Source organism: Barrientosiimonas endolithica, from assembly GCF_030296655.1.
Taxonomy (GTDB): Bacteria; Actinomycetota; Actinomycetes; order Actinomycetales; family Dermatophilaceae; genus Barrientosiimonas; species Barrientosiimonas humi.
Map to the genome: position 1 here is coordinate 1,174,547 of NZ_AP027735.1, position 19,505 is coordinate 1,194,051.

15 protein-coding genes, 5 pseudogenes and 1 riboswitch are annotated in these 19,505 nt (G+C 74.0%); of the genes and pseudogenes, 9 read left to right on the forward strand and 11 right to left on the reverse strand.

Going from position 1 to position 19,505, the window contains the following annotated elements; genetic code table 11:
• Positions 1–145 precede the first annotated feature (145 nt).
• Positions 146–993: pseudogene (locus tag QUE40_RS05975) on the forward strand (proteasome assembly chaperone family protein).
• A gap of 65 nt (positions 994–1,058) precedes the next feature.
• On the opposite strand, the gene QUE40_RS05980 reads toward QUE40_RS05975, so the two are convergent.
• The 5 genes and pseudogenes from QUE40_RS05980 to QUE40_RS06000 all read right to left on the reverse strand — a co-directional run bounded on the left by QUE40_RS05980 (position 1,059) and on the right by QUE40_RS06000 (position 5,449).
• Positions 1,059–1,397 carry a DNA polymerase gene (locus QUE40_RS05980; RefSeq protein ID WP_350227083.1) on the reverse strand — a complete coding sequence of 113 codons (339 nt, stop codon included), beginning with the start codon at positions 1,395–1,397 and terminating at the stop codon, positions 1,059–1,061.
• Positions 1,283–2,218, reverse strand: a complete 936-nt coding sequence (locus QUE40_RS05985) for a DNA polymerase (protein ID WP_289232588.1) — start codon at positions 2,216–2,218, stop codon at positions 1,283–1,285. The genes QUE40_RS05980 and QUE40_RS05985 overlap by 115 nt, the downstream gene beginning before the upstream one ends.
• A gap of 632 nt (positions 2,219–2,850) precedes the next feature.
• Positions 2,851–3,972, reverse strand: a complete 1,122-nt coding sequence (locus tag QUE40_RS05990) for a hypothetical protein (protein ID WP_289232589.1) — start codon at positions 3,970–3,972, stop codon at positions 2,851–2,853.
• Positions 3,973–4,086: 114 nt separating this feature from the next.
• A pseudogene (locus QUE40_RS05995) lies at positions 4,087–4,565 on the reverse strand (SufE family protein).
• Positions 4,562–5,449 carry a sulfurtransferase gene (locus QUE40_RS06000; protein ID WP_289232590.1) on the reverse strand — a complete coding sequence of 296 codons (888 nt, stop codon included), beginning with the start codon at positions 5,447–5,449 and terminating at the stop codon, positions 4,562–4,564. The pseudogene QUE40_RS05995 and the gene QUE40_RS06000 overlap by 4 nt, the downstream one beginning before the upstream one ends.
• A gap of 89 nt (positions 5,450–5,538) precedes the next feature.
• Between QUE40_RS06000 and QUE40_RS06005 the strand changes: the two genes are divergently transcribed.
• The 5 genes from QUE40_RS06005 to QUE40_RS06030 all read left to right on the forward strand — a co-directional run bounded on the left by QUE40_RS06005 (position 5,539) and on the right by QUE40_RS06030 (position 11,579).
• On the forward strand, positions 5,539–6,240 hold the full coding sequence (locus QUE40_RS06005) for an EcsC family protein (protein ID WP_142004840.1): 702 nt from the start codon (positions 5,539–5,541) through the stop codon (positions 6,238–6,240).
• A gap of 57 nt (positions 6,241–6,297) precedes the next feature.
• Positions 6,298–6,633 carry a YkvA family protein gene (locus tag QUE40_RS06010; RefSeq protein ID WP_236022266.1) on the forward strand — a complete coding sequence of 112 codons (336 nt, stop codon included), beginning with the start codon at positions 6,298–6,300 and terminating at the stop codon, positions 6,631–6,633.
• Positions 6,634–6,737: 104 nt separating this feature from the next.
• Positions 6,738–8,063 (forward strand): DUF4192 domain-containing protein, encoded by a 1,326-nt coding sequence (locus tag QUE40_RS06015; protein ID WP_289232591.1) that lies wholly within the window; start codon positions 6,738–6,740, stop codon positions 8,061–8,063.
• Between the two features lie 28 nt (positions 8,064–8,091).
• Positions 8,092–8,200, forward strand: a riboswitch (SAM riboswitch).
• A gap of 195 nt (positions 8,201–8,395) precedes the next feature.
• Positions 8,396–9,856 carry an alpha/beta fold hydrolase gene (locus QUE40_RS18935; RefSeq protein WP_350227084.1) on the forward strand — a complete coding sequence of 487 codons (1,461 nt, stop codon included), beginning with the start codon at positions 8,396–8,398 and terminating at the stop codon, positions 9,854–9,856.
• A 352-nt stretch (positions 9,857–10,208) separates the two neighbouring features.
• The gene (locus QUE40_RS06030) at positions 10,209–11,579 is read left to right on the forward strand and encodes an RNA polymerase sigma factor (RefSeq protein ID WP_289232592.1); all 1,371 of its coding nucleotides are present in this window, start codon (positions 10,209–10,211) and stop codon (positions 11,577–11,579) included.
• Between the two features lie 315 nt (positions 11,580–11,894).
• Here the strand turns inward: QUE40_RS06030 and QUE40_RS06035 are convergent, their stop codons facing one another.
• The 5 genes and pseudogenes from QUE40_RS06035 to QUE40_RS06050 form a co-directional block, all read right to left on the reverse strand.
• On the reverse strand, positions 11,895–13,328 hold the full coding sequence (locus QUE40_RS06035; RefSeq protein ID WP_289232593.1) for a transglutaminase-like domain-containing protein: 1,434 nt from the start codon (positions 13,326–13,328) through the stop codon (positions 11,895–11,897).
• Positions 13,325–14,265: pseudogene (locus QUE40_RS18940) on the reverse strand (TgpA N-terminal domain-containing protein). Before QUE40_RS18940 ends, QUE40_RS06035 begins: the two are co-directional and overlap by 4 nt.
• Positions 14,266–14,770: 505 nt before the next feature.
• Positions 14,771–15,058: pseudogene (locus tag QUE40_RS18945) on the reverse strand (DUF58 domain-containing protein); the annotation flags it as partial.
• 95 nt (positions 15,059–15,153) lie between these two features.
• Positions 15,154–15,525: a hypothetical protein gene (locus tag QUE40_RS06045; protein WP_289232595.1), complete on the reverse strand. Its 372-nt coding sequence runs from the start codon at positions 15,523–15,525 to the stop codon at positions 15,154–15,156.
• A gap of 3 nt (positions 15,526–15,528) precedes the next feature.
• Positions 15,529–16,524 carry an AAA family ATPase gene (locus QUE40_RS06050; RefSeq protein WP_142004852.1) on the reverse strand — a complete coding sequence of 332 codons (996 nt, stop codon included), beginning with the start codon at positions 16,522–16,524 and terminating at the stop codon, positions 15,529–15,531.
• Between the two features lie 422 nt (positions 16,525–16,946).
• Between QUE40_RS06050 and mraZ the strand changes: the two genes are divergently transcribed.
• Positions 16,947–17,378: a division/cell wall cluster transcriptional repressor MraZ gene (gene mraZ / locus QUE40_RS06055; protein ID WP_142004854.1), complete on the forward strand. Its 432-nt coding sequence runs from the start codon at positions 16,947–16,949 to the stop codon at positions 17,376–17,378.
• A gap of 183 nt (positions 17,379–17,561) precedes the next feature.
• On the opposite strand, the gene QUE40_RS06060 is transcribed toward mraZ, so the two are convergent.
• Entirely contained in the window at positions 17,562–17,735 is a 174-nt protein-coding gene (locus tag QUE40_RS06060) for a hypothetical protein (protein ID WP_289233143.1), read from the reverse strand.
• Here QUE40_RS06060 and rsmH point away from each other — a divergent pair.
• A pseudogene (gene rsmH / locus QUE40_RS06065) lies at positions 17,658–18,583 on the forward strand (16S rRNA (cytosine(1402)-N(4))-methyltransferase RsmH). The gene QUE40_RS06060 and the pseudogene rsmH sit on opposite strands and share 78 nt — an antisense overlap.
• The gene (gene ftsL / locus QUE40_RS06070; protein ID WP_289232596.1) at positions 18,580–19,260 is read left to right on the forward strand and encodes a cell division protein FtsL; all 681 of its coding nucleotides are present in this window, start codon (positions 18,580–18,582) and stop codon (positions 19,258–19,260) included. Before rsmH ends, ftsL begins: the two are co-directional and overlap by 4 nt.
• Positions 19,261–19,505: the final 245 nt, after the last annotated feature.

The window sequence follows — 19,505 nt, forward strand, 5'->3', positions numbered from 1 at the left end:
ACCACCCTGCGACCAGGAGACACCTGTGCTGGACCCCGCCGCGCTCTACCGGCTGGAGACCGACCCGACCCGTGACGACCTGCACGCCTCGACGCTCATCGTGGCGCTCGGCGGGCTGATCGACGCCGGCATGACCCAGCGCCTGATGATCGACCACGTGCTCGAGGTCAGCGACGCCGAGGTCATCGCCTCCTTCGACATCGACCAGCTGCTCGACTACCGCGGGCGGCGCCCGGCGATGACGTTCAGCAGCGACCAGCTGACGTCGTACGACGACCCCACGCTGCTGCTGCACCGCGTCACCGACGAGGAGGGCAACGCCTTCTTCGTGCTCGAGGGCCCGAGCCCGACTACCAGTGGGAGCGGGTCGTCGAGGCCGTGCGCCAGCTGGTCCGGCTCCTCGGCGTGCGCCTCGTCGTGAGCGCCCAGGGCATCCCGATGGCCGTGCCGCACACCCGCCCGGTCGGCATGACGCGCTACGCCAGCGACCGCAGCCTCATCCCCGAGAACGACCCGGTCTTCGGCACCATGCAGATCCCCTCCAGCCTGGAGAACCTGCTGCACCTGCGGCTGGCCGAGTCCGGCACCGACACCGTCGGGTTCGCCGTGCACGTGCCGCACTACCTCGCGCAGGTCGAGTTCGGCGACGCCGCCGTCGCGGCGCTGGAGGCCATCCACGGCGTGACCGGTCTGGCCATCCCGATCACCGACCTGGCCGCCCAGGCGGGGCTGCACCGCGCCGAGATCGCGCGGCAGATCGAGGAGAACCCCGAGGTCACCCAGGTCGTGTCGGGCCTCGAGCAGCAGTACGACACGTTCATGGAGGGCCGCGAGCGCAAGAGCCTGCTGGCCACCGAGATGGCCGAGCTGCCCTCCGCCGACGAGATCGGCGCGCAGCTCGAGCAGTTCCTGCGCGAGGAGACCGACGAGGTCGACGAGGACGAGTCGGTCGAGAGCGACCGGCACGACGAGGGGCCCGACTTCCTGCGCTGAGGTCTCGTGGGTCTCGATACGGCCTCGCCCAGCGGCTCGGCCTGCTCGACCAGCATGGGGGTGGGTCAGTCCTTCGCCTCCGACCAGCGGTGCACCAGGCGGGCGTCGACGACGAACCGCACCGGCGCCCCGCCCGACCAGCGGCGGCCGGCCGCGGCGAGGGTCTGCTCGACCAGGTCGAGCGCGCCCTCGGCGTCACGCTCGGGCAGCTCGATCAGCAGCTCGTCGTGCAGCATCAGCACGATCCTCCCGGCGCCGCTCCCGTGGTCGGCGAGGGCCGCGCGCACGGTCAGCGCCCACGCCTTGAACAGCTCCGCCGCGGCGCCCTGCACCACCGCGTTGCGCGTGAATCGCCCTGTCGCGCGGGCCTGTTCGCCGTTCGTCGGGTGCGCGACGCGCACCACCCGCCCGCCGTACGTCTGCACCGGCTGACCTGCTCACCGCGCCGTGCCGCGGTCTGCAGGAAGCGCATCGCGGTGGGGTAGGTGCGCTCCATCCGCGCCAGGGCGGCGCCGGCCGGGCCGCTGGTCTGGCCGTACATCGCCGCGAGCACCGCGATCTTGGCCGTGGGGCGGTCTACGCCGAGCTGCCCGGCGACGTCGGCGTAGAGGTCGTCGGCGCGGCTCGCCTCGGCGAACGCCGGGTCGCGCGAGACGACCGCCAGCACCCGTGGCTCGACCTGCCCCAGGTCGGCGCGCAGCAGCACCCGACCCTCGGGTGCCGCGATGCCCGGCCGCAGCGCGGCGGGGAGGCTGTGCAGCCCGGCGCCGGCCGTCATCCGCCCCGCCCCGCCGTCGCACACCGTCCACGACCCGCGCAGCCGGTCGTCGGCGCCGACGTGCCGGTCGAGCCAGCCCCAGCCGTACGTCGTCGCGATCCGCTCGGCCTTGCGCCACTCCAGCAGCGGACCGACCACCGGGTGGGTGTGTCGGTGCGCCTCGAGCCGCCCCGAGCGGGTGTCGTCGACCAGCACCCCGACGCCGCGCAGCAGCTCCAGCACCTGCGCCGGGTTGCGCAGGTCGGTGCCCTCGCGACCGAGCACGTGGCGCAGCACCTCGGCGTCGCGCTGCCGCCGCAGCCGCACCGCCTCGGCCTCGCTGCGCGGCCGCTCGCCGGCGAACCGGGTGATCAGCCCCTCCAGCGTCGGCCGGTCGACGCCGAGGCCCAGCTGCTCCAGCTCGGTCACCAGCACCGCCGCCCCCGACTCGCTGTACGCCGTCGCCACCGCCTGCGGTCCGCGCTCGCCGAGCAGCGCGGCCTGGTGCCGGCAGACGTGCAGCGCGAGCGCACCCCAGGCGCTCAGCTGGTCGGGCCGGGGAGCTCGCCGGTGAGCAGCCGGGGCTCGAGGTAGCCGTCGGCGCGCACCAGCCCCTCGTCCGCGGCCGGGGCGAGGTCGAACAGGTCGCCCGTCGGCACCGGGGGCAGGCCGTCGTGGGGAGTCCGACCGCGCTCGCCCACACCTGGTCCAGGCGCGCCGACCAGCCGCCGACGAGCAACCGGTGGACCTCCTGCAGGTCCCACCCGCGGCGCAGCCGGGCACCCCGGGCCGCGAGCGGCGCGAGGTCGGCGCGGTCCCACCACACGAGGCGGGTCGCGGGCGCGCTGCGCGCGAGCTCTTCGAGCACCGGCAGCAGCGCGCCGGCGTCGCCGGTGAACCGCAGTCTCCCGGCGCCCGGGGGCCCCCGGCCGAGGGGCCGCCGGCCGGGACGCGGGAGGAGGGGCCGCCGTCGGAGGCGACGGACGGGTCGTCGCCGGACTCGACGAGGGCGTACGTCTCGGTGCCGGGGGCGCGCACCAGCGCCAGCAACGACGAACCCCGCACCGGATCGCGCCGGTGCGGGGTTCCCTCGGTCTGGGTCAGTTGTTCTGGCCCCGGCCGTCGTCGTTGCTCTGCCAGGACGAACCCTGCGTCGGGTTGTTGCCCTGCTGCCACGGCTTCTGGTCGTCCTGCACCGGGGTGGCGCGGGTGGCCTGGTCGTGCACGTCGTCGCCGCCGCCCTCGACCGGTCGGACCGCCTGCGTGGGGGCGTCGTGGTCGCCGGACTGCCCGGTGCCCTCGCCCTGGCCGTAACCCTGGCCGAGCCCGCCCTGGTTGCCCTGCTGGCCCTGGTCGAAACCGCCCTGGCCGTAACCGGACTGGCCGCCCTGCTGGCCGTAGCCACCCTGGCCCTGGTCGAAACCGCCCTGGCCGTAGCCGGACTGGCCGCCCTGCTGGCCGTAGCCACCCTGGCCGTAGCCGGACTGGCCCTGGTCGTAACCGCCCTGGCCGTAGCCGGACTGGCCGGCCTGCTGGCCGTAACCCTGCTGGCCGTAGCCGCCCTGGCCCTGGTCGTAGCCCTGCTGGCCGTAGCCCTGCTGGCCGTAGCCACCCTGGCCGTAGCCGGACTGGCCCTGGTCGTAACCGCCCTGGCCGTAGCCGGACTGACCGGCCTGCTGGCCGTAACCCTGCTGGCCGTAGCCGCCCTGGCCCTGGTCGTAGCCCTGCTGGCCGTAGCCACCCTGGCCGTAACCGGCGCCGCCGGCGTAGCCGTACTGACCCTGGTTCTGGTCGTAGCCGCCCTGCGTCGCGGGCTGAGCCTTCTTGCCGCGCATCAGCGAGAACGCGATGAGGGCGAGGCCGGCCAGCAGCAGGATCGGGCCGAGGATGAGGCCGAGCATGCGCATCGCGCCGCCACCGATGTTGTCGGCGCGCGGGCCGGCGAACAGGTTGCCGGAGCTGCCGTCGCACTGGACGGTGTAGGCGCCGGCCCCGAGACCGTCGGTGCTGCGGGCGATCTCGTAGTAGGTGCTGCCGTTGGCCTCCACGGAGAAGTCGGAGGCGGGCCGGCCGAGCGTCGTGGCGTTGCCGTTCTGCTCGGCGGTGCAGGTGGAGCTGGCGCGGGCGCCCTGCTCGGTGCTGAACACCGAGAAGCCGGCGTCCTCGGCGTTGATCGACTGTCCGTTCTGGAACTCGGCGAGCTTGACGCCGCCGCCGGACATCAGCCCGACCACCAGCAGGACGAGCCCGATCAGGGCGAGCGCGGCACCGATCCCGAGGGGGCCTTCGAAGACTTGGACATGCGCGAAACCTAACGTAAGGCGGGGCAGGTGAGCCTACGACCCCGCGGACTTGTCGCGGATCTGACGCTTGATCCGAGCCAGCATCGCGACCATGCCGCGCATGCGCAACGGAGACACGGCCTGCGAGAGCCCGATCCGGAACGGGATGTCGTCGGGGACGCCCAGCACGGCCGAGACGGGCTGCCCGTCCAGACCGGTGTGCAGGATGCCGGCGAAGCCACGGGTCGTCGGTGCCTCGGGGGCGCCCGGAAGAACAGGCGTACGACCGGCTCGGCGGCGCCGGCCCCCTCACCGGCGGCGTCGGCGGCGTCTTCCAGCTCGACCGCGAGGAACAGCGGCGACTGGCACTCGTGCACCTGCTCCATCTCGACGTCGGCGTAGCGCTCGGGCAGGTCGGGCAGCTCGTCGCTGAGCTCGAGCAGCAGCTGGAGCCGGTCGGGCTCGCTGAGCGCGTCGAAGTCGTCGATGACCTCCGCGAGCGGGGCCGGCAGGTCGTCGGTGACCTCGCTCACGAGGGCTTGCCCTGCTCGACGGGCACACCGACGGAGTTGCCCCACTCGGTCCACGAGCCGTCGTAGTTGCGGACCTTGTCGAAGCCCAGCAGGTGGGTGAGCACGAACCAGGTGTGCGAGGAGCGCTCGCCGATGCGGCAGTAGGCGACGACGTCGTCACCGGTGTCGAGGCCCTGCTCCTCGAGGTAGATCGCGGCCAGCTCGTCGCGGCCCTTGAAGCGGCCGTCGTCCTGGGCGGCGCGGGCCCACGGCACCGACTTGGCGCCGGGGATGTGGCCGCCGCGCACCGAACCCTCCTGGGGGTAGTCGGGCATGTGCAGCAGCTCGCCGGAGAACTCACCGGGCGAGCGCACGTCGACCAGCGGCTTGCCGAGGTGGCGCAGCACGTCCTCGCGCATGGCCCGGATCTGGGAGTCGTCGCGCTCGACCACGGGGTAGTCGACCGGCTCGACCCGCGGGACCTCGCGGGTGAGCTCGCGGCCCTCGGCGACCCAGGCGGCGCGGCCGCCGTCGAGGAGGCGGACGTCGGGGTGACCGAACAGCGACATGACCCACAGGGCGTACGCCGCCCACCAGTTGGACTTGTCGCCGTAGATCACGACGGTGGTGTCGCGGCCGATGCCGCGCTCGGACATCATCTGCGCGAACCGCTCGCCCCCGACGTAGTCCCGCACGACGGGGTCGTTGAGGTCGGTGTGCCAGTCGAGCTTGCGGGCACCCGGGATGTGGCCGGTGTCGTAGAGCAGGACGTCCTCGTCGGACTCCAGCACCACCAGGTCGGAGTCACCCTTCGCCAGCTGGTCGGCGAGCCACGAGGTCGACACCAGGCGCTCGGGGTGGGCGTAGTCGGCGAAGGCCGGGTTGTCGTCGATGGGTGCTGACATGGTCACCACGGTATCCGCCGGGTCCGACACTCCCGGGACACCCTTTGGGGGAGCGTCCGCGACGCGGGACCGCTGGCACAATGCGGGCCATGTTCGGATTCGGCAAGGACAAGAAGGACGAGACCGACCGTGCGGTCGCGCGCGCCAAGAACCCCGGAGAGGGCGGCGCGGTCGACGCGATGGCCACCGGGCTGGTCGAGCGGCTGCTCGCCACCGGTTTCGACGGCAAGCTCGCCTTCGACTCCGCCCACGAGGTGGCCCAGGCGGCCCTGAAGAAGCACAACGGCAACCGCGACAAGGCGATCGACGAGGTGATCGCCGACCACCGCAAGATGGCCGCGACCAGCGGTTTCGTCACCGGGCTCGGCGGCCTGTTCACCATGCCCGTCGCGCTGCCCGCCAACGTCATCGGCTTCTACCTGCTCGCCACCCGCATGGTCGCGGCCGTCGCGGAGCTGCGCGGCCACGACATCAACCGCCGCGAGCTGCGCTCGGCCGTGCTGCTCACGCTGGTCGGCACCGAGGCCGACGACGTGCTGGCCAAGGCCGGCGTCGCGACCACCGGCCGCCTCGCCGGTATGGCCTCGCAGAAGCTGCCGCCCGCCCTGCTGATGGTCGTCAACAAGGCCGTCGGATTCCGGCTCATCGGCCAGGTCGGCGCCAAGGCGTTCGCCCGCGTCGGCAAGGCCATCCCGGTCGCCGGCGGCGTGATCGGGGCGGGTCTGGACCTGCTGCTGCTCAACAAGATCGCGGCCAACGCGCGCGAGCAGTTCCCGACCGCCGGCGCCTGAGCGATGGCACCGAGCCGAGGTGTCCCGCGGCGGTCGCGCGCTGCCCAGTGGTCGGCGGTGCGCGAGCTGAGCAACGCCGTACGCCGGGCCAGCGCGCCCGGTGCGCCGAGCCTCGCGACCCGCATGTCGGCGGTGCCGCGCATGGTGAAGGCGTCGTTGAACGGTGAGTACGACGGGGTCTCCCCGCTGCGCCTCGCGGCGCTGGCGGGGGCGGCGGCCTACGTCGTCTCGCCGGTCGACCTGCTCCCGGAGGCGGTGCTGTCGGTCGTCGGTCTCGCCGACGACGCGGTGGTGCTCGCCTGGTTCGCGACGGCGCTGGTGCAGGACACCGACGACTTCCTCGCGTGGGAGGCCCGGCGCAAGGGGACGGTGCGCGGCCAGCGGCTGCGCTGACCCGCCGGCGTACGTCGTGCACAGGGCTGCGAGACCGTCACCCGGTTTCCACAGGGGTCGCGCTCCCTCCTGACGGGGCGGTCCGGTCGCCCCACCGTGGGGGCATGACCGAGACCAGATCCGGACCCCGACACGTCCTGCACGGGCTGGGCGAGCTCGTCGCCTACGTCCCCTACCTGCTGGGCTTCCATCCGCGCGAGTCCGTCGTCGTGCTCGGCGGCGGGCCGCCGGACGGTTACGGCCCCAGCGCGAGGTACGACATCGTCGCCCCGCCCGACCAGCGTGCGGAGCTGCTGCGCCAGGTCACGCAGATGATGCAGCGCGCCGGTGTCGCCTGGCACGACGTCGTGGTGTTCTCCGCCGCCCCCGACGTCGCGACCGTCGCCGACGAGGCGGCCGAGGCGCTGCGGGCGGCGAACCCCGTCAACCACGTCGTGCTGGTGCGTCCCGCCGAGGGCGACCGGCCCGCGCAGTGGTGCATCGACGACTGCCGCTGCGGCGGCCGCTGCCCGCGCGAGGTGTGGCAGCCGGTGCCCGCCGCCGACCGCATCCCCGCCGTCGCCGACCACGTGCTGGGGGAGCGCACGCCCGCGGCCGAGCGCGAGGACCTGGTGCGCTCGCTGCGCCCGGCCCCGCTGCGCCCGGGCGCGGTCGCGCAGTGGGTCCAGACCCGCGTGCTCGGCCCGGACGAGGAGGACGAGCTCGACGACCTCGACGACCGCTTCGCCGACTGGGCCGAGGCCACGGCCGACGACGACCTGTGCGACGACTGGGACGACGCGTGGGCGGCGGAGTGGGGCGAGCCCGACGACGATCGCGACGATTCCGACCCCGACCACGTCGGCCCCGCCGGTGGGGAAGCGCTGCTCGACGCGCTCGAGCGGTCGACGCAGGCGGCGAGACGGCTCGCCTGCCCCAACCCGTACGTCTGGGGCGACTACCCCGCGGCGCTCGCCCGGGTGCTCGACCCCTCGCGCGACGCGCCGAGGGTGCGCGACCTGCCCGTCGGCGACCTCGGCACGGTGCTGATGACGCTGCGCGAGCGGAACCTGCGCGACCACCTGATGGGCTGGCTGGCGATGACGCCGATGACGGTGCCCGGCCTGTTCCCCGACCTCACGCGGGCGATCCGCCGGGCGGGCGCCGTGCCGTTCGACGACCGGGTGCTCACCCCTGCCGAGGTCACCCGTGTCACCGAGCGGCTGCGCGAGCTGGTGCGCTCCGCGCCGGAGCCGATGGTGCCGGCTCCGGCCACGCTGCTGGCGTACTGGTGCTGGACGCACGGCGGGGGAGCGCTCGCGCTGGTCGCGCTCGACCGCGCCCTGGAGGCCGACCCCGACTACCGCATGGCAGGGCTGCTGATGCAGGTCGTGACCCACGGGATGCGGCCGCTCGACCTGTGTCCCACGACGCGAGAGGCGGCGGTCTGACCGCTCGGCCCGGTGCTAGCGTCGGTCGCGTCAAGAGTCTCAGCGACAAGCCCCGGCTGGCTGAGCGGCAACCCTCCACCGCGGTGGGGTGCCCCGGGTGAGGACAAGGTCGGCGACGCCGTCGACAAGCGCGGGGCAGCGACAGGTGCGAGCCCCTGACCGGGAGCGAGGCCGATGACGCTGCAGGACCGACACCGCCCGCTGACGCGCCCGGCCTACGGCCGCCGCCCGGAGTGCTGGGTCCCGCTCGGTGCGGGCACCAACCCCGACGCGTTCGGGCTGCGCGTGGGTTCGGTGCCGCTGGAGACCGGGGGCTGCTGCCCGACGTGGTCGTGGCGGTCCAGACCTGGGGCACGCTCGCCCCCGACGGCAGCAACGCGGTCCTGGTCGAGCACGCCCTCACCGGCGACACCCACGTCGTCGGCCCACCCGGTCCGGGGCAGCCGACGGCCGGCTGGTGGCCCGGGCTCGTCGGACCCGGCGCCGCCATCGACACCGACCGCTGGTTCGTCGTGGCCACCAACGTGCTGGGCGGCTGCCGCGGCACCACCGGGCCCGCCACCGAGGCCGCCGACGGGCAGCCGTGGGGCTCGCGCTTCCCCGAGGTCACGATCCGCGACCAGGTCCGGGTCGAGGCGCTGGTCGCCGACCTGCTCGGCATCCCCGCCTGGGCGCTGGTCATCGGCGGCTCGATGGGCGGGATGCGTGCGGCCGAGTGGGTCGCGACCTATCCCGACCGCGCCCGCGCCGCCGCCGTCGTCGCCGCGTGCGGCGCCGCGACGGCCGACCAGATCGCCTGGGGCCAGGCGCAGACGCTGGCCATCGAGCAGGACCCCGACTGGCGGGGCGGCGACTACCACCGCAGCGGCGTCTCGCCCGACCACGGCCTCGGGCTCGCGCGCCGCATCGCCCACACGACCTATCGCAGCGCGCCGGAGCTCGAGGAGCGCTTCGGGCGCTCGCCGCAGCCGGGGAGGACCCGATGCGCGGCGGGCGGTTCGCGGTCGAGAGCTACCTGGACCACCACGCCCGCAAGCTGTCCGCCCGGTTCGACGCCGGGAGCTACGTCACGCTCACCCGCGCGATGGCGACCCACGACATCGGCCGCGGGCGCGGCGGCATCGCCAAGGTGCTGCGCCGCTACACCGGCGACCTCGTGGTGGCCGGGGTCGACAGCGACCGGCTCTTCCCGCTGGAGCTTTCCCAGCAGCTGGCCGCCGCGCACGGGCGCCGTCCGGCCGCCGTCATCGAGTCGGCCCACGGCCACGACGGGTTCCTCGTCGAGGTCGACCAGGTCGCCGATCTCGTCTCCGGCCAGCTCGCCCGATTGGCCTCCCGCCACCACCGCCGCGTCGGGTAGCGTCAGCCGCACCGGTGGCGCCGACGCCCCGGAGACGCCGCAGCGCAGGAGGCTCGAGATGACCGTGCTCGTGGGATTCGTCCCGACCGCCGAGGGGCGCGCCGCCCTGACCCGCGCCGTCGACGAGGCGCGGCGGATGTCCACCCAGCTCATCGTGCTGGACTCCGGCGGCGGCCAGTCGTCCGAGCTCGACGCCGTCGTCGCCGAGGCCGAGCAGTCCGGCGTGCAGGTCGAGCGCCGCCCCATCGAGCACAAGAAGGACCCGGCCGAAGACATCATCGCCGTCTCCGAGAAGGAGGGCGTCGACCTCATCGTCATCGGGCTGCGCCGGCGCACCCCGGTCGGCAAGCTGATCCTCGGCTCCAACGCCCAGCGCATCCTGCTCGACGCCGCCTGCCCGGTGCTCGCGGTCAAGGCCGACGCCGCCGACTGACCGAGGTGCCGCCGAGGGGCGAGCCGGCACCGGCGTACGTCGGGATCGGGGGCCGCCCGACCCGCCGCCGGAGACGGTGGAACAACGCCACGGCGTGGGCGGTTGGAAAGAACGTCCCGTGCGTCGTTTTATAATGGTCGTGGAGCGTTCAGGAGATCAGCGTTCATCAGGTCCCCGATCAGGCGAACATTGATCCCAGACCGCGAGGCCCGCTCCACCCCCAACAACTCGGGCGCCGCCGACCGGCGGTGTCTCGTGGTGCCCAGACGGCGCCGCCCCGTGACGGAAGGTTGCTCGTGACTTCAGCGTCGAACCCCCTGCCGACAGCGACGCCGGCGACGGCCGACGGGCCGTGCCTGCGACGTCGACCAAGCGCACCGTGTCGGCCAAGGCCCCGGCCTCGACGACCAAGAGCACCACCAAGCGTGCGGCGTCCAAGACCGCCAAGGCGACCCCGGCCAAGAGCGCCAAGTCCGCCGCGAAGCCGGTCGACGGCAAGAAGGCCGACACCGCGAAGTCCGCGACCACCAAGACCGCCGCGAAGTCGGCCGCGCCCAAGAGCGCCGCCAAGAAGACCACCGCGACGAGCAAGACGGCCGCGGCCAAGACCACCGCCAAGAAGGCCGCCAAGAGCTCCCCGGCCAAGGCCGACGAGGCCACCGAGACGACCGAGGTCGTCGAGGAGGTCGAGGTCGCCGAGGGCGAGACCCCCGCGCAGCCGGCCCCCGAGGGCAGCACCGACGAGGCTGGCGGCTTCGTCATCCGCCAGGACGACGACGACGACGCCCCCGCCCAGCAGGTCGTCACCGCCGGTGCCACCACCGACCCGGTCAAGGACTACCTCAAGCAGATCGGCAAGGTCGCCCTGCTCAACGCCGAGCAGGAGGTCGACCTCGCCAAGCGCATCGAGGCCGGTCTGTTCGCCGAGGAGAAGCTCAACTCCGGCGAGAAGATCGAGATGAAGCTCAAGCGCGAGCTGTGGTGGATCGCCCAGGACGGCAAGAAGGCCAAGAACCACCTGCTCGAGGCCAACCTGCGTCTGGTCGTCTCGCTGGCCAAGCGCTACACCGGCCGCGGCATGCTCTTCCTCGACCTGATCCAGGAGGGCAACCTCGGTCTGATCCGCGCGGTCGAGAAGTTCGACTACACCAAGGGCTACAAGTTCTCGACCTACGCCACCTGGTGGATCCGGCAGGCGATCACCCGCGCGATGGCCGACCAGGCCCGGACCATCCGCATCCCGGTGCACATGGTCGAGGTCATCAACAAGCTCGCCCGCGTGCAGCGGCAGATGCTGCAGGACCTCGGCCGCGAGCCCACGCCCGAGGAGCTCGCCAAGGAGCTGGACATGACGCCCGAGAAGGTCGTCGAGGTCCAGAAGTACGGCCGCGAGCCCATCTCCCTGCACACCCCGCTCGGCGAGGACGGCGACAGCGAGTTCGGTGACCTCATCGAGGACTCCGAGGCCGTCGTCCCGGCCGACGCCGTGAGCTTCACGCTGCTGCAGGAGCAGCTGCACTCGGTGCTGGACACCCTGTCCGAGCGCGAGGCCGGCGTCGTCTCGATGCGGTTCGGCCTCACCGACGGCCAGCCGAAGACGCTCGACGAGATCGGCAAGGTCTACGGCGTGACCCGCGAGCGGATCCGCCAGATCGAGTCCAAGACGATGAGCAAGCTGCGCCACCCGAGCCGCTCCCAGGTGCTGCGCGACTACCTCGACTGAGCGCTCCCGCGGCGTCTCGCCGCCCGAGCCCGAGCCCGGCCCGGACCCGTGATGGGTCCGGGCCGGGCTCGTCTCGTCTCGGCTGGTCCGCGCGGGCGTACGGGCGTGCGGGGCCGGTCACGCTTCGGCGGTGGACCGCGAGGGCGTGCGGTGGGGCGCACGGTTCGGCGGTGGACCGCGAGGGCGTGCGGGTGGCTCACGTCTTGGCGGTGGACCGCTGGAGGGTGCGGTGGGGCGCACGGTTCGGCGGTGGACCGCGAGGGCGTGCGGGCGGTTCACGTCTTGGCGGTGGACCGCGAGGGCGTACGGGCGGCGCTACCCCTGCGGCGCTACCTCCTGCGGCGCTACCTCCTGCGGCGCTGGGCGAGCCGGTCGTAGCCGCGGCGGGCCGCGCGGCCGGGGGCACCCGCCACCCGACGTACGCCCTCGGCCAGGGCCCGCCGGCCCGTCGCCGGGAACGCCACGGCCGAGACCCGGGTGGGCAGCGAGGACTGCTCGCGCACCTCGCGCACGATCCGGTCGGCGTCCTGCTGCAGGGTCGGCGGCTCGCCGGCGGGGGGCATAACGGGCGCGCTCGAGCGTCTGCACCGCGCGGTGCAGCGCCTCCTTGCCCTCGGCCTCCAGCGGCGCGCGCTGACGGTAGTGCTTCTCCAGCTGGCGCGGGCTGCGCTCGCCGGGGGAGTCGATGCCGAGGTCGTGCAGCCGCGACTCCAGCGCGCTCCACTCGGCCTCGACGTGGTCGCGCGGCTCGGCCGCGGCGCGCAGGTCCTGGTCGCGCCGCCAGCGCGCGGCGAGCGGCAGCACCATCGCGCCGGCGCCGCCGAGGATGACGGCGAGCAGCAGCCAGCGCAGCCACACCGGGAACCAGTCGCGGCCCTCGCCGGCGGCCTGCGGCGCGGCCGACGGCGACGCGGTGGGCGCGGCGCTGGTCTGCGGGGCGGCGCTGCTCTCGCTCGGCTGGGCGGTGGTGCGGGTCGCGCGGGTGGCGGCCTCGTCGGCCTGCGGCAGCGTGTACGCCGGCACCTCGCCCGAGCGCACGCCGGGGGTCGGCTCGAACCGGGTCCAGCCCATGCCGGGGAAGTACAGCTCGGGCCAGGAGTGCGCGTCGGCCGCGCGCACCTGCAGGTTGCCGTTCTCGGCCGGGGAGCCCGGCAGGAAGCCGACCGCCATCCGCGCCGGGATCCCCTCGGCGCGGGCCATCATGATCATCGCGGTGGAGAACTGGGTGCAGTACCCGCGGCGGGTGACCAGGAAGTTGCTCAGCGGGTCGTAGGGCTGACCGTCGGGGCCGTTCTGCGTGGGCGCCAGCTGCAGCGAGTAGGTGAACCGGGACGGGTCGCGCAGCCAGTCCTGCATCGCGACGGCCTTGCCGAACGTGTCGTTGTCGTCGACGCCCTCGAGCGCCGCGGCGTTGGCCGCGGTGATCTGAGCCGTCGCCCGCGGGTCGGTGCGCAGGGTGAGCGGGTCGACCTGGGAGATCACCGGACCGTCGCCGGGGCGGGCGTCGTCGGCGAGCACCTTGTAGGTGGTGCTGTACGCCGACGTGCGCTCGCGCACCCGCGGCTGGACCCCGGCGGGGTCGTAGTACCACGGGCTGCCCTGCATGTTGGCCTGCTCGACCGGCCACGGGGAGGCGATGTAGGGCTGCGTCAGGCCGTTGCCGACCACGTTGATCCGCTCGAGCCGGCGCGGGGTCTCGGAGTCCATGCCGATCGGGTCGGGCATCCGGGCGTTGTCCCGCCCGGTCACCGTGCGCGGGGGTCCTCGCGCACCCACTGGCCACCGGCGTACGACGAGAGCGTGAGCACCTTCAGCGGCGGCGGGTTGGAGTCGGTGGTGGCGTAGGTGAGGATCGGCGTCTGGTTGTCGCTGTTGAGGTCGGTCGACAGGTCCAGGGTGTCGGTGAAGCCGACCGAGGCGACGTCGCTGGACCCGGTGCGCTGGGCCAGCCCGTCGGCGAGGTAGCGCGGCGGAAGGTGCGGGATCACGGCCGGCAGGGCGAGGGCGATGACGAGCGTCACCAGGCCCATCCAGCGCGCGGTGGCCGAGAAGGCGCCGAGGCCGAGCCGGTCCTCCTGCCGCTCGGGGGTGCGCGCGAACGCCTCGGTGGAGGACCAGGTGCTCACCTGGTTCATGCCCTGCTGCAGCAGCAGCACGAGCCAGACGACCGCGAGCGCCAGGAAGTAGACCGGGTTGAGCGCCTCGCCGGAGTTGGACGTGGAGAACAGGAAGATGCCGAGCAGCGGCAGCCCGCGGCCGCGGGCATGCGTAGCCCGGCGGCGAGCACGTCGACGACGACGCCGACCAGAGGCAGGGTCAGGCTCAGCACGAACAGCACGCCCGGCGACAGCGGCGCGGGCGCGGAGTACGTCGTGAGCGTCTCGCGCGCGTCGAGCAGCAGGTCGTTGACCGCGAACGGCAGCTCGTCCCAGGCGGTCGGGACGAGCGTGTCGCCGACGTGGAGGGCCAGCACCGCGAGCACGACGGTGACGACCTGCACGGTCGCGGTGGCCCAGGTGCGCCAGCCGGCGTAGCGCCCGGCCATGCCGATCGCGGCCTGCAGGAGCAGCAGCAGCAGGACCGGCCGCACCCAGCTGCCGTCGTCGAGCAGGGTGGTGAGCGGCCAGCTGGCCACGAGCGTGCCGAGCGCGGCGAGGAGTCCGGGCACGACCCGGGCGCGGGTCATCACGTGAGCACCCCGGCCGGCCGGAGGCGGTGAGCAGCTGCCACGCCTCGGGGATGCTGGTCTGCCCGCCGACCGGCACCGCCCGCCAGCCGGCGCGGTGCAGCAGCGCCTGGTGACCGAGGGTGACCTCGCCGACCTCGGCCGCGCCCTGCTGGAACGCGTCGGGGTCGATGACCATCGCCTGCGCGCCGGTGCCGGGGCGGCGCAGCGCCGCGAGGGTCGGCATCGACAGGTCGTCGACCGAGGTCACGACGGCGACGAGCCCGCCGGTGCGCTCGGTCAGGTCCTGCGCGGCCTGCACGAGGCGCTCGTGCTCCTCGTCGCTGCCGCGCTCGGCGACGGCGAGCTGCTCGAGGACGCTGGCGGGGTCGAGGTCGGTGTCGAGCTCCCCGGCGGCGAGCGTCTCGCGGGTCGCGAGGTGCAGTGTGTAGCCGAACCGGCCCAGGTGAGTGGCCACGGAAGCAACAGCGCTCACGGCCCACTCGAAGGTTCCCGAGTAGCTGCCGGGGGAGTGCCCGCTCTCGCGCGAGTCCAGCAGCAGCACCGCCGAGCGGCGGGCCGGGCGGTCCTCCTGGCGCACCATCAGCTCGCCGCGGTGCGCGGTCGCCGGCCAGTGCACCTTGCGCAGGTCGTCGCCGTCGCGGTAGGCGCGGATGCTGACGTCGTCCTCGCCGTGCAGGGCGACCATCTGCGGCGTCTCGCCCTCGATGCCCATGCCCGACCCGGCCGGCTGCCCGGCGCCCAGCGGCACCACGCGCGGCAGCACGACCACCTCGCTCTCGGAGCGGACCATCAGGTCGACGTGGGTCAGGCCGAACGGGTCCTGCTGCTGCAGCGCGATCGGCCCGAGGCGGTGCCGCCCGCGCACCTGGCTGCGGATGGCGTACGTCAGGCGCCGGCGGGCGCCCGGCTCGAGCCGGGGAGCAGGAAGCGGGGTCGGTCGCCGAGGACGAAGTCGACCTGCTCCTCGGCGGTGTAGAGGGTGGTGCTGCGCGACCCGAGGTTGACGAAGTCGACGGCCACGTCGGCGCGCTCGTCGGGCTGCAGCCGGGTCGGCACCACGTGCCGCTCGACCGACAGCTGCGGTGGGCGGCGACGGGCGATCAGGCGGGCGACCAGCGGCAGCGCCATGAGCAGCACGCCGATGCGGGTGAGGTCAGGGAAGCCCAGCAGCACACCGGCGAGGACCAGCACGACGCCGCAGGCGAGCAGTGCGCGCCCGCGCCCGGTGAGGGTGCGGAATCTCTTGGCTCCGGCCACGGCTCACCGCGCCGCGGAGGGGACCGGGACCCGGCGCATCAGGTCGTGCAGCACGTCGGTGGTCGTGCGGTGCGCGACCTGGGTCTCGGCGCTGGGCAGCAACCGGTGCGCCAGCACCGCCGGCACCAGCGCCACGACGTCCTCGGGGATGACGTGGTCGCGGCCCTCGAGGGCGGCGTGCGCCCGGGAGGCCCGCAGCAGCTGCAGCGCCGCGCGCGGCGAGGCGCCGAGCCGCAGCATCGAGGTGGTGCGGGTGGCCGCGGCGATGTCGACGATGTACTGCCGCAACCCCGGGCTCGCGTGCAGCGACTGCACGTGGTCGGCGAGCCGCTGCACGGTGGCGCCGTCGGTGACCGGGCGCAGCGTGTCCAGCGGCGAGGTGGCGCCGTGGGTGTCGAGCATCGCCAGCTCGGCCGGGCCGGTGGGGTAGCCCATGGAGATGCGGGCCATGAACCGGTCGCGCTGCGCCTCGGGCAGCGGGAAGGTGCCTTCCATCTCGATGGGGTTCTGGGTGGCCATCACCATGAACGGCCGGCGCAGCGTGTAGGTCGTGCCGTCGACGGTGACCTGGCCCTCCTCCATGCACTCCAGCAGCGCCGACTGGGTCTTGGGCGAGGCGCGGTTGATCTCGTCGCCGACCACGATGTTGGCGAAGATCGCGCCGGGCCGGAACTCGAAGGTGCGGGTGTCCTGGTTGAACACGCTCACGCCGGTGATGTCGCTCGGCAGCAGGTCGGGCGTGAACTGGATGCGGCGCATGGGGCTGTCGATCGAGCGGGCCAGCGCCTTGGCGAGCATGGTCTTGCCGACGCCCGGGATGTCCTCGATGAGCAGGTGCCCCTCGGCGAGCAGCACGGTCACGGCGGTGCGCACGACGTCGCTCTTGCCCTCGATGACCGAGGACACCGCCTGGTGGATGTCGCCCGCGACCTTGCGCAGCTCCCCGAGGGCGGATTCGGACGGAGGGGTGGCCACGTTCGTCGGGGCGCCTTGATGCATGAGCACGATCCTGCCCGATGCGCCTGTGTGCTGCATCAACAAGGCCTCTTCTCGTGGCGCGCGCGGGGTGATGCTCGTCTCGGGCGGGGGCCGGAGCCGGTGCGGCACGCCCCTTCGCCCCACCCTGCGCCACCCGGTTCCCCACTTCCCTCCACCGAGCCGGTGGTGACGGGCTCTGGCGGGGTCGGCGAGGGCGTACGGCGGGGTCGGGGGCGGCCTGGCCGGCGCTACGGCGAAGGATCCTCCCCACTGCGCTCCACCGCGCACCCACAGGCCGCTGACCTGCACAGACGCCGCGGATCGGCAGCGAAAAAGTCCGCCGAAACCGCCCCGCGGAGGCGTGTCGTGGGGTGAAGTGGAGTATGGTGGGGGACATCGGTTGGTGGTGGTGCTGACCCTGGTCTCCCGGGAGGTGGTCGTCGATGTTCCTCGGCACCCACCACCCGCGGCTGGACGACAAGGGGCGCCTCTTCCTCCCGGCGAAGTTCCGCAAGGACCTGGCCGGCGGCCTGGTCGTCACCCGTGGTCAGGAGCGCTGCCTCTACGTGTTCTCCATGGCCGAGTTCGAGCGGATCACCGGCGAGATGAACAAGTCCCCGGTCACCGCCCGCGGGGTGCGCGACTTCCAGCGCGTGTTCCTCTCGGCCGCCTCCGACGAGATCCCCGACAAGCAGGGCCGGGTCACCATCCCCGCCGTCCTGCGGGAGTACGCCGGGCTCGACCGCGAGTGCACGGTCATCGGCGCCGGGTCCCGCGTCGAGGTCTGGGCGACCGCCGCGTGGGAGGCCTACCTGGCCGACACCGAGGAGGCCTTCTCCGAGCAGTCCGAGGAAGTGATCCCCGGGCTGCTGTGAGCCGCTGACCGATCCCGACCAGCCGACCCACCGACCACCACCCGACCGACCCGAGCACCCCGCTCGACCGTGAGGTCTCCACCCGCTCCACCCGCGACCGGCGTCACTTCCCCGGCGCCGGAGGGGCCGGAGCGGAGGGAGACCTGACGGCCGAGCCGGCCGACCACCACCGGCCACCACCCATCACCAGGCACCACCGACGTACGACCGAGGAGAGGAGGAGCGCATGTCCGACGCGGAGCGCACGGCAGCACGGCACACCCCGTGCTGCGCGAGCGCATCGTCGAGCTGCTGGCTCCCGCCCTCGAGGCGCCGGGCGCGGTGCTGGTCGACGCCACGCTCGGGATGGGCGGGCACGCCGAGGCGCTGCTCGCCGCCTGCCCGGCGGCCCGGGTCATCGGCATCGACCGCGACCCGCAGGCGCTGAGCCTCGCGGGGAGCGGCTGGCGCCGTTCGGCGACCGGTTCACCGGCGTGCGGGCCGTCTACGACGAGATCGGTGAGGTGCTCGCCGACGAGGGCGTGTCCACCGTGGCGGCCGTGCTGTTCGACCTCGGGGTGTCCTCGCTGCAGCTGGACGAGGCCGACCGCGGCTTCGCCTACGCCCAGGACGCCCCGCTCGACATGCGGATGAGCCAGGACGCCGGCCGCACCGCCGCCGACGTGCTCAACACCTACGACGAGCGCGAGCTGGAGCGGGTGCTGCGGGAGTACGGCGAGGAGCGGTTCGCCCGCCGCATCGCCCGCGAGGTCGTGGCTCGCCGCGAGCAGCTGCCGTTCGAGCGTTCCGCCGACCTGGTCGAGCTGCTGCGCCGGGCGATCCCCGCCGCGTCGCAGCGCACCGGCGGCCACCCCGGCAAGCGCACCTTCCAGGCGCTGCGCATCGAGGTCAACGGCGAGCTCGACGCCTGGCGCGCGGCGCTGCCCGCGGCGATCGCGGCGCTCGGGGTCGGTGGCCGGATCGCGGTGCTGTCCTACCACTCGCTCGAGGACCGCATCACCAAGCAGGCGCTCGCCGCCGGGGCGCGCTCGACCACGCCGCCCGACCTGCCGGTCGAGCTGCCCGAGCACGCGCCCTACCTGCGGCTGCTGACCCGCGGCGCCGAGACCGCAGACCCGACCGAGACCGAGACCAACCCGCGCGCGACGCCTGCCCGGCTGCGCGCGGCCGAACGCATCCGAGCCACGGAGGAGCCCCGGCCATGAGCAACGCCACTGCCACCGCTCGCACCGCCCCCGTCCGTCTGCCGCAGCAGCGCACGACCCAGCCGCGGCTGCGCGTGGTCACCGGCGAGGAGGTGCGCCGCAGCAGCACCGGGTTCTCCATCCTGTGCGCGATGCTGCTCGGCGCCGGTCTGCTCGCGCTGCTGCTGCTGAACACCGCGCGCGCCGAGCAATCGTTCGCGCTCGGGGCCCTGCAGCAGAGCTCGACGACCCTCACCGACAACGAGGAGCAGCTGCGCAGCGACATCTCCAGCGTGAGCGCGCCGCAGCAGGTCGCCCTCAAGGCGCAGGAGATGGGCATGGTGCCCGCGGGGCAGGTCGCCTACGTCCGCGCGTCCGACCGCAAGGTGCTCGGCGTGGCGAGCCCGGCGGCGGCCGGGACCCCGTTTACGGTGGGCACGCTGCCGGACACTCCCGCGAGCGGGGTGGCCGACCGGGCTGTCGCAGCGGCGACCTCGGGGGTGCTGGTCTACACGCCGCCGAAGCCGAAGCCGAGCGATTCCGCGGCCCCGTCGAGCACGTCCGCTCCGTCAGCGTCCGACAACGACGACAAGGCCGCCCCGAGCAAGGACGACGCGCGATCCGACCAGTCGAAGCCCCGCACCGAGCCGAAGGCGAAGCCGTCGTCGGCGGCACCCTCGGCCACCCCGCGCGACTGACCCGCGGCGAGGCCAGCTCGTGACCCAGCGACGCGGCACCCCGCCCGGAGACCGCGGCCGCCAGGCCCGCCTCGCGCGGGCGCACCCCGTTCCGCGACGGGTCGTCCCGCCGCGGGCGCCGGCCGGCCCACCCGCCAGCCGCGCCCGTCCGGCAGCGCCCCCTCCGGCCGTACGTCCGCAGCGGCTCGCCCGGCCGGTGGCCGGGGCGCGAGCGGCGGCTCGGCGACCGGCAGGCCGGCGACGAG

Bases quoted from the DNA above. Each gene is read 5' to 3' on its own strand.
- QUE40_RS05990 (WP_289232589.1), bottom strand. From the start codon at position 3,972: ATGTCCGGCGGCGGCGTCAAGCTCGCCGAGTTCCAGAACGGACAGTCG.
- QUE40_RS06000 (WP_289232590.1), bottom strand. From the start codon at position 5,449: ATGTCAGCACCCATCGACGACAACCCGGCCTTCGCCGACTACGCCCAC.
- QUE40_RS06005 (WP_142004840.1), top strand. From the start codon at position 5,539: ATGTTCGGATTCGGCAAGGACAAGAAGGACGAGACCGACCGTGCGGTC.
- QUE40_RS06015 (WP_289232591.1), top strand. From the start codon at position 6,738: ATGACCGAGACCAGATCCGGACCCCGACACGTCCTGCACGGGCTGGGC.
- QUE40_RS06050 (WP_142004852.1), bottom strand. From the start codon at position 16,524: ATGCATCAAGGCGCCCCGACGAACGTGGCCACCCCTCCGTCCGAATCC.
- mraZ (WP_142004854.1), top strand. From the start codon at position 16,947: ATGTTCCTCGGCACCCACCACCCGCGGCTGGACGACAAGGGGCGCCTC.
- ftsL (WP_289232596.1), top strand. From the start codon at position 18,580: ATGAGCAACGCCACTGCCACCGCTCGCACCGCCCCCGTCCGTCTGCCG.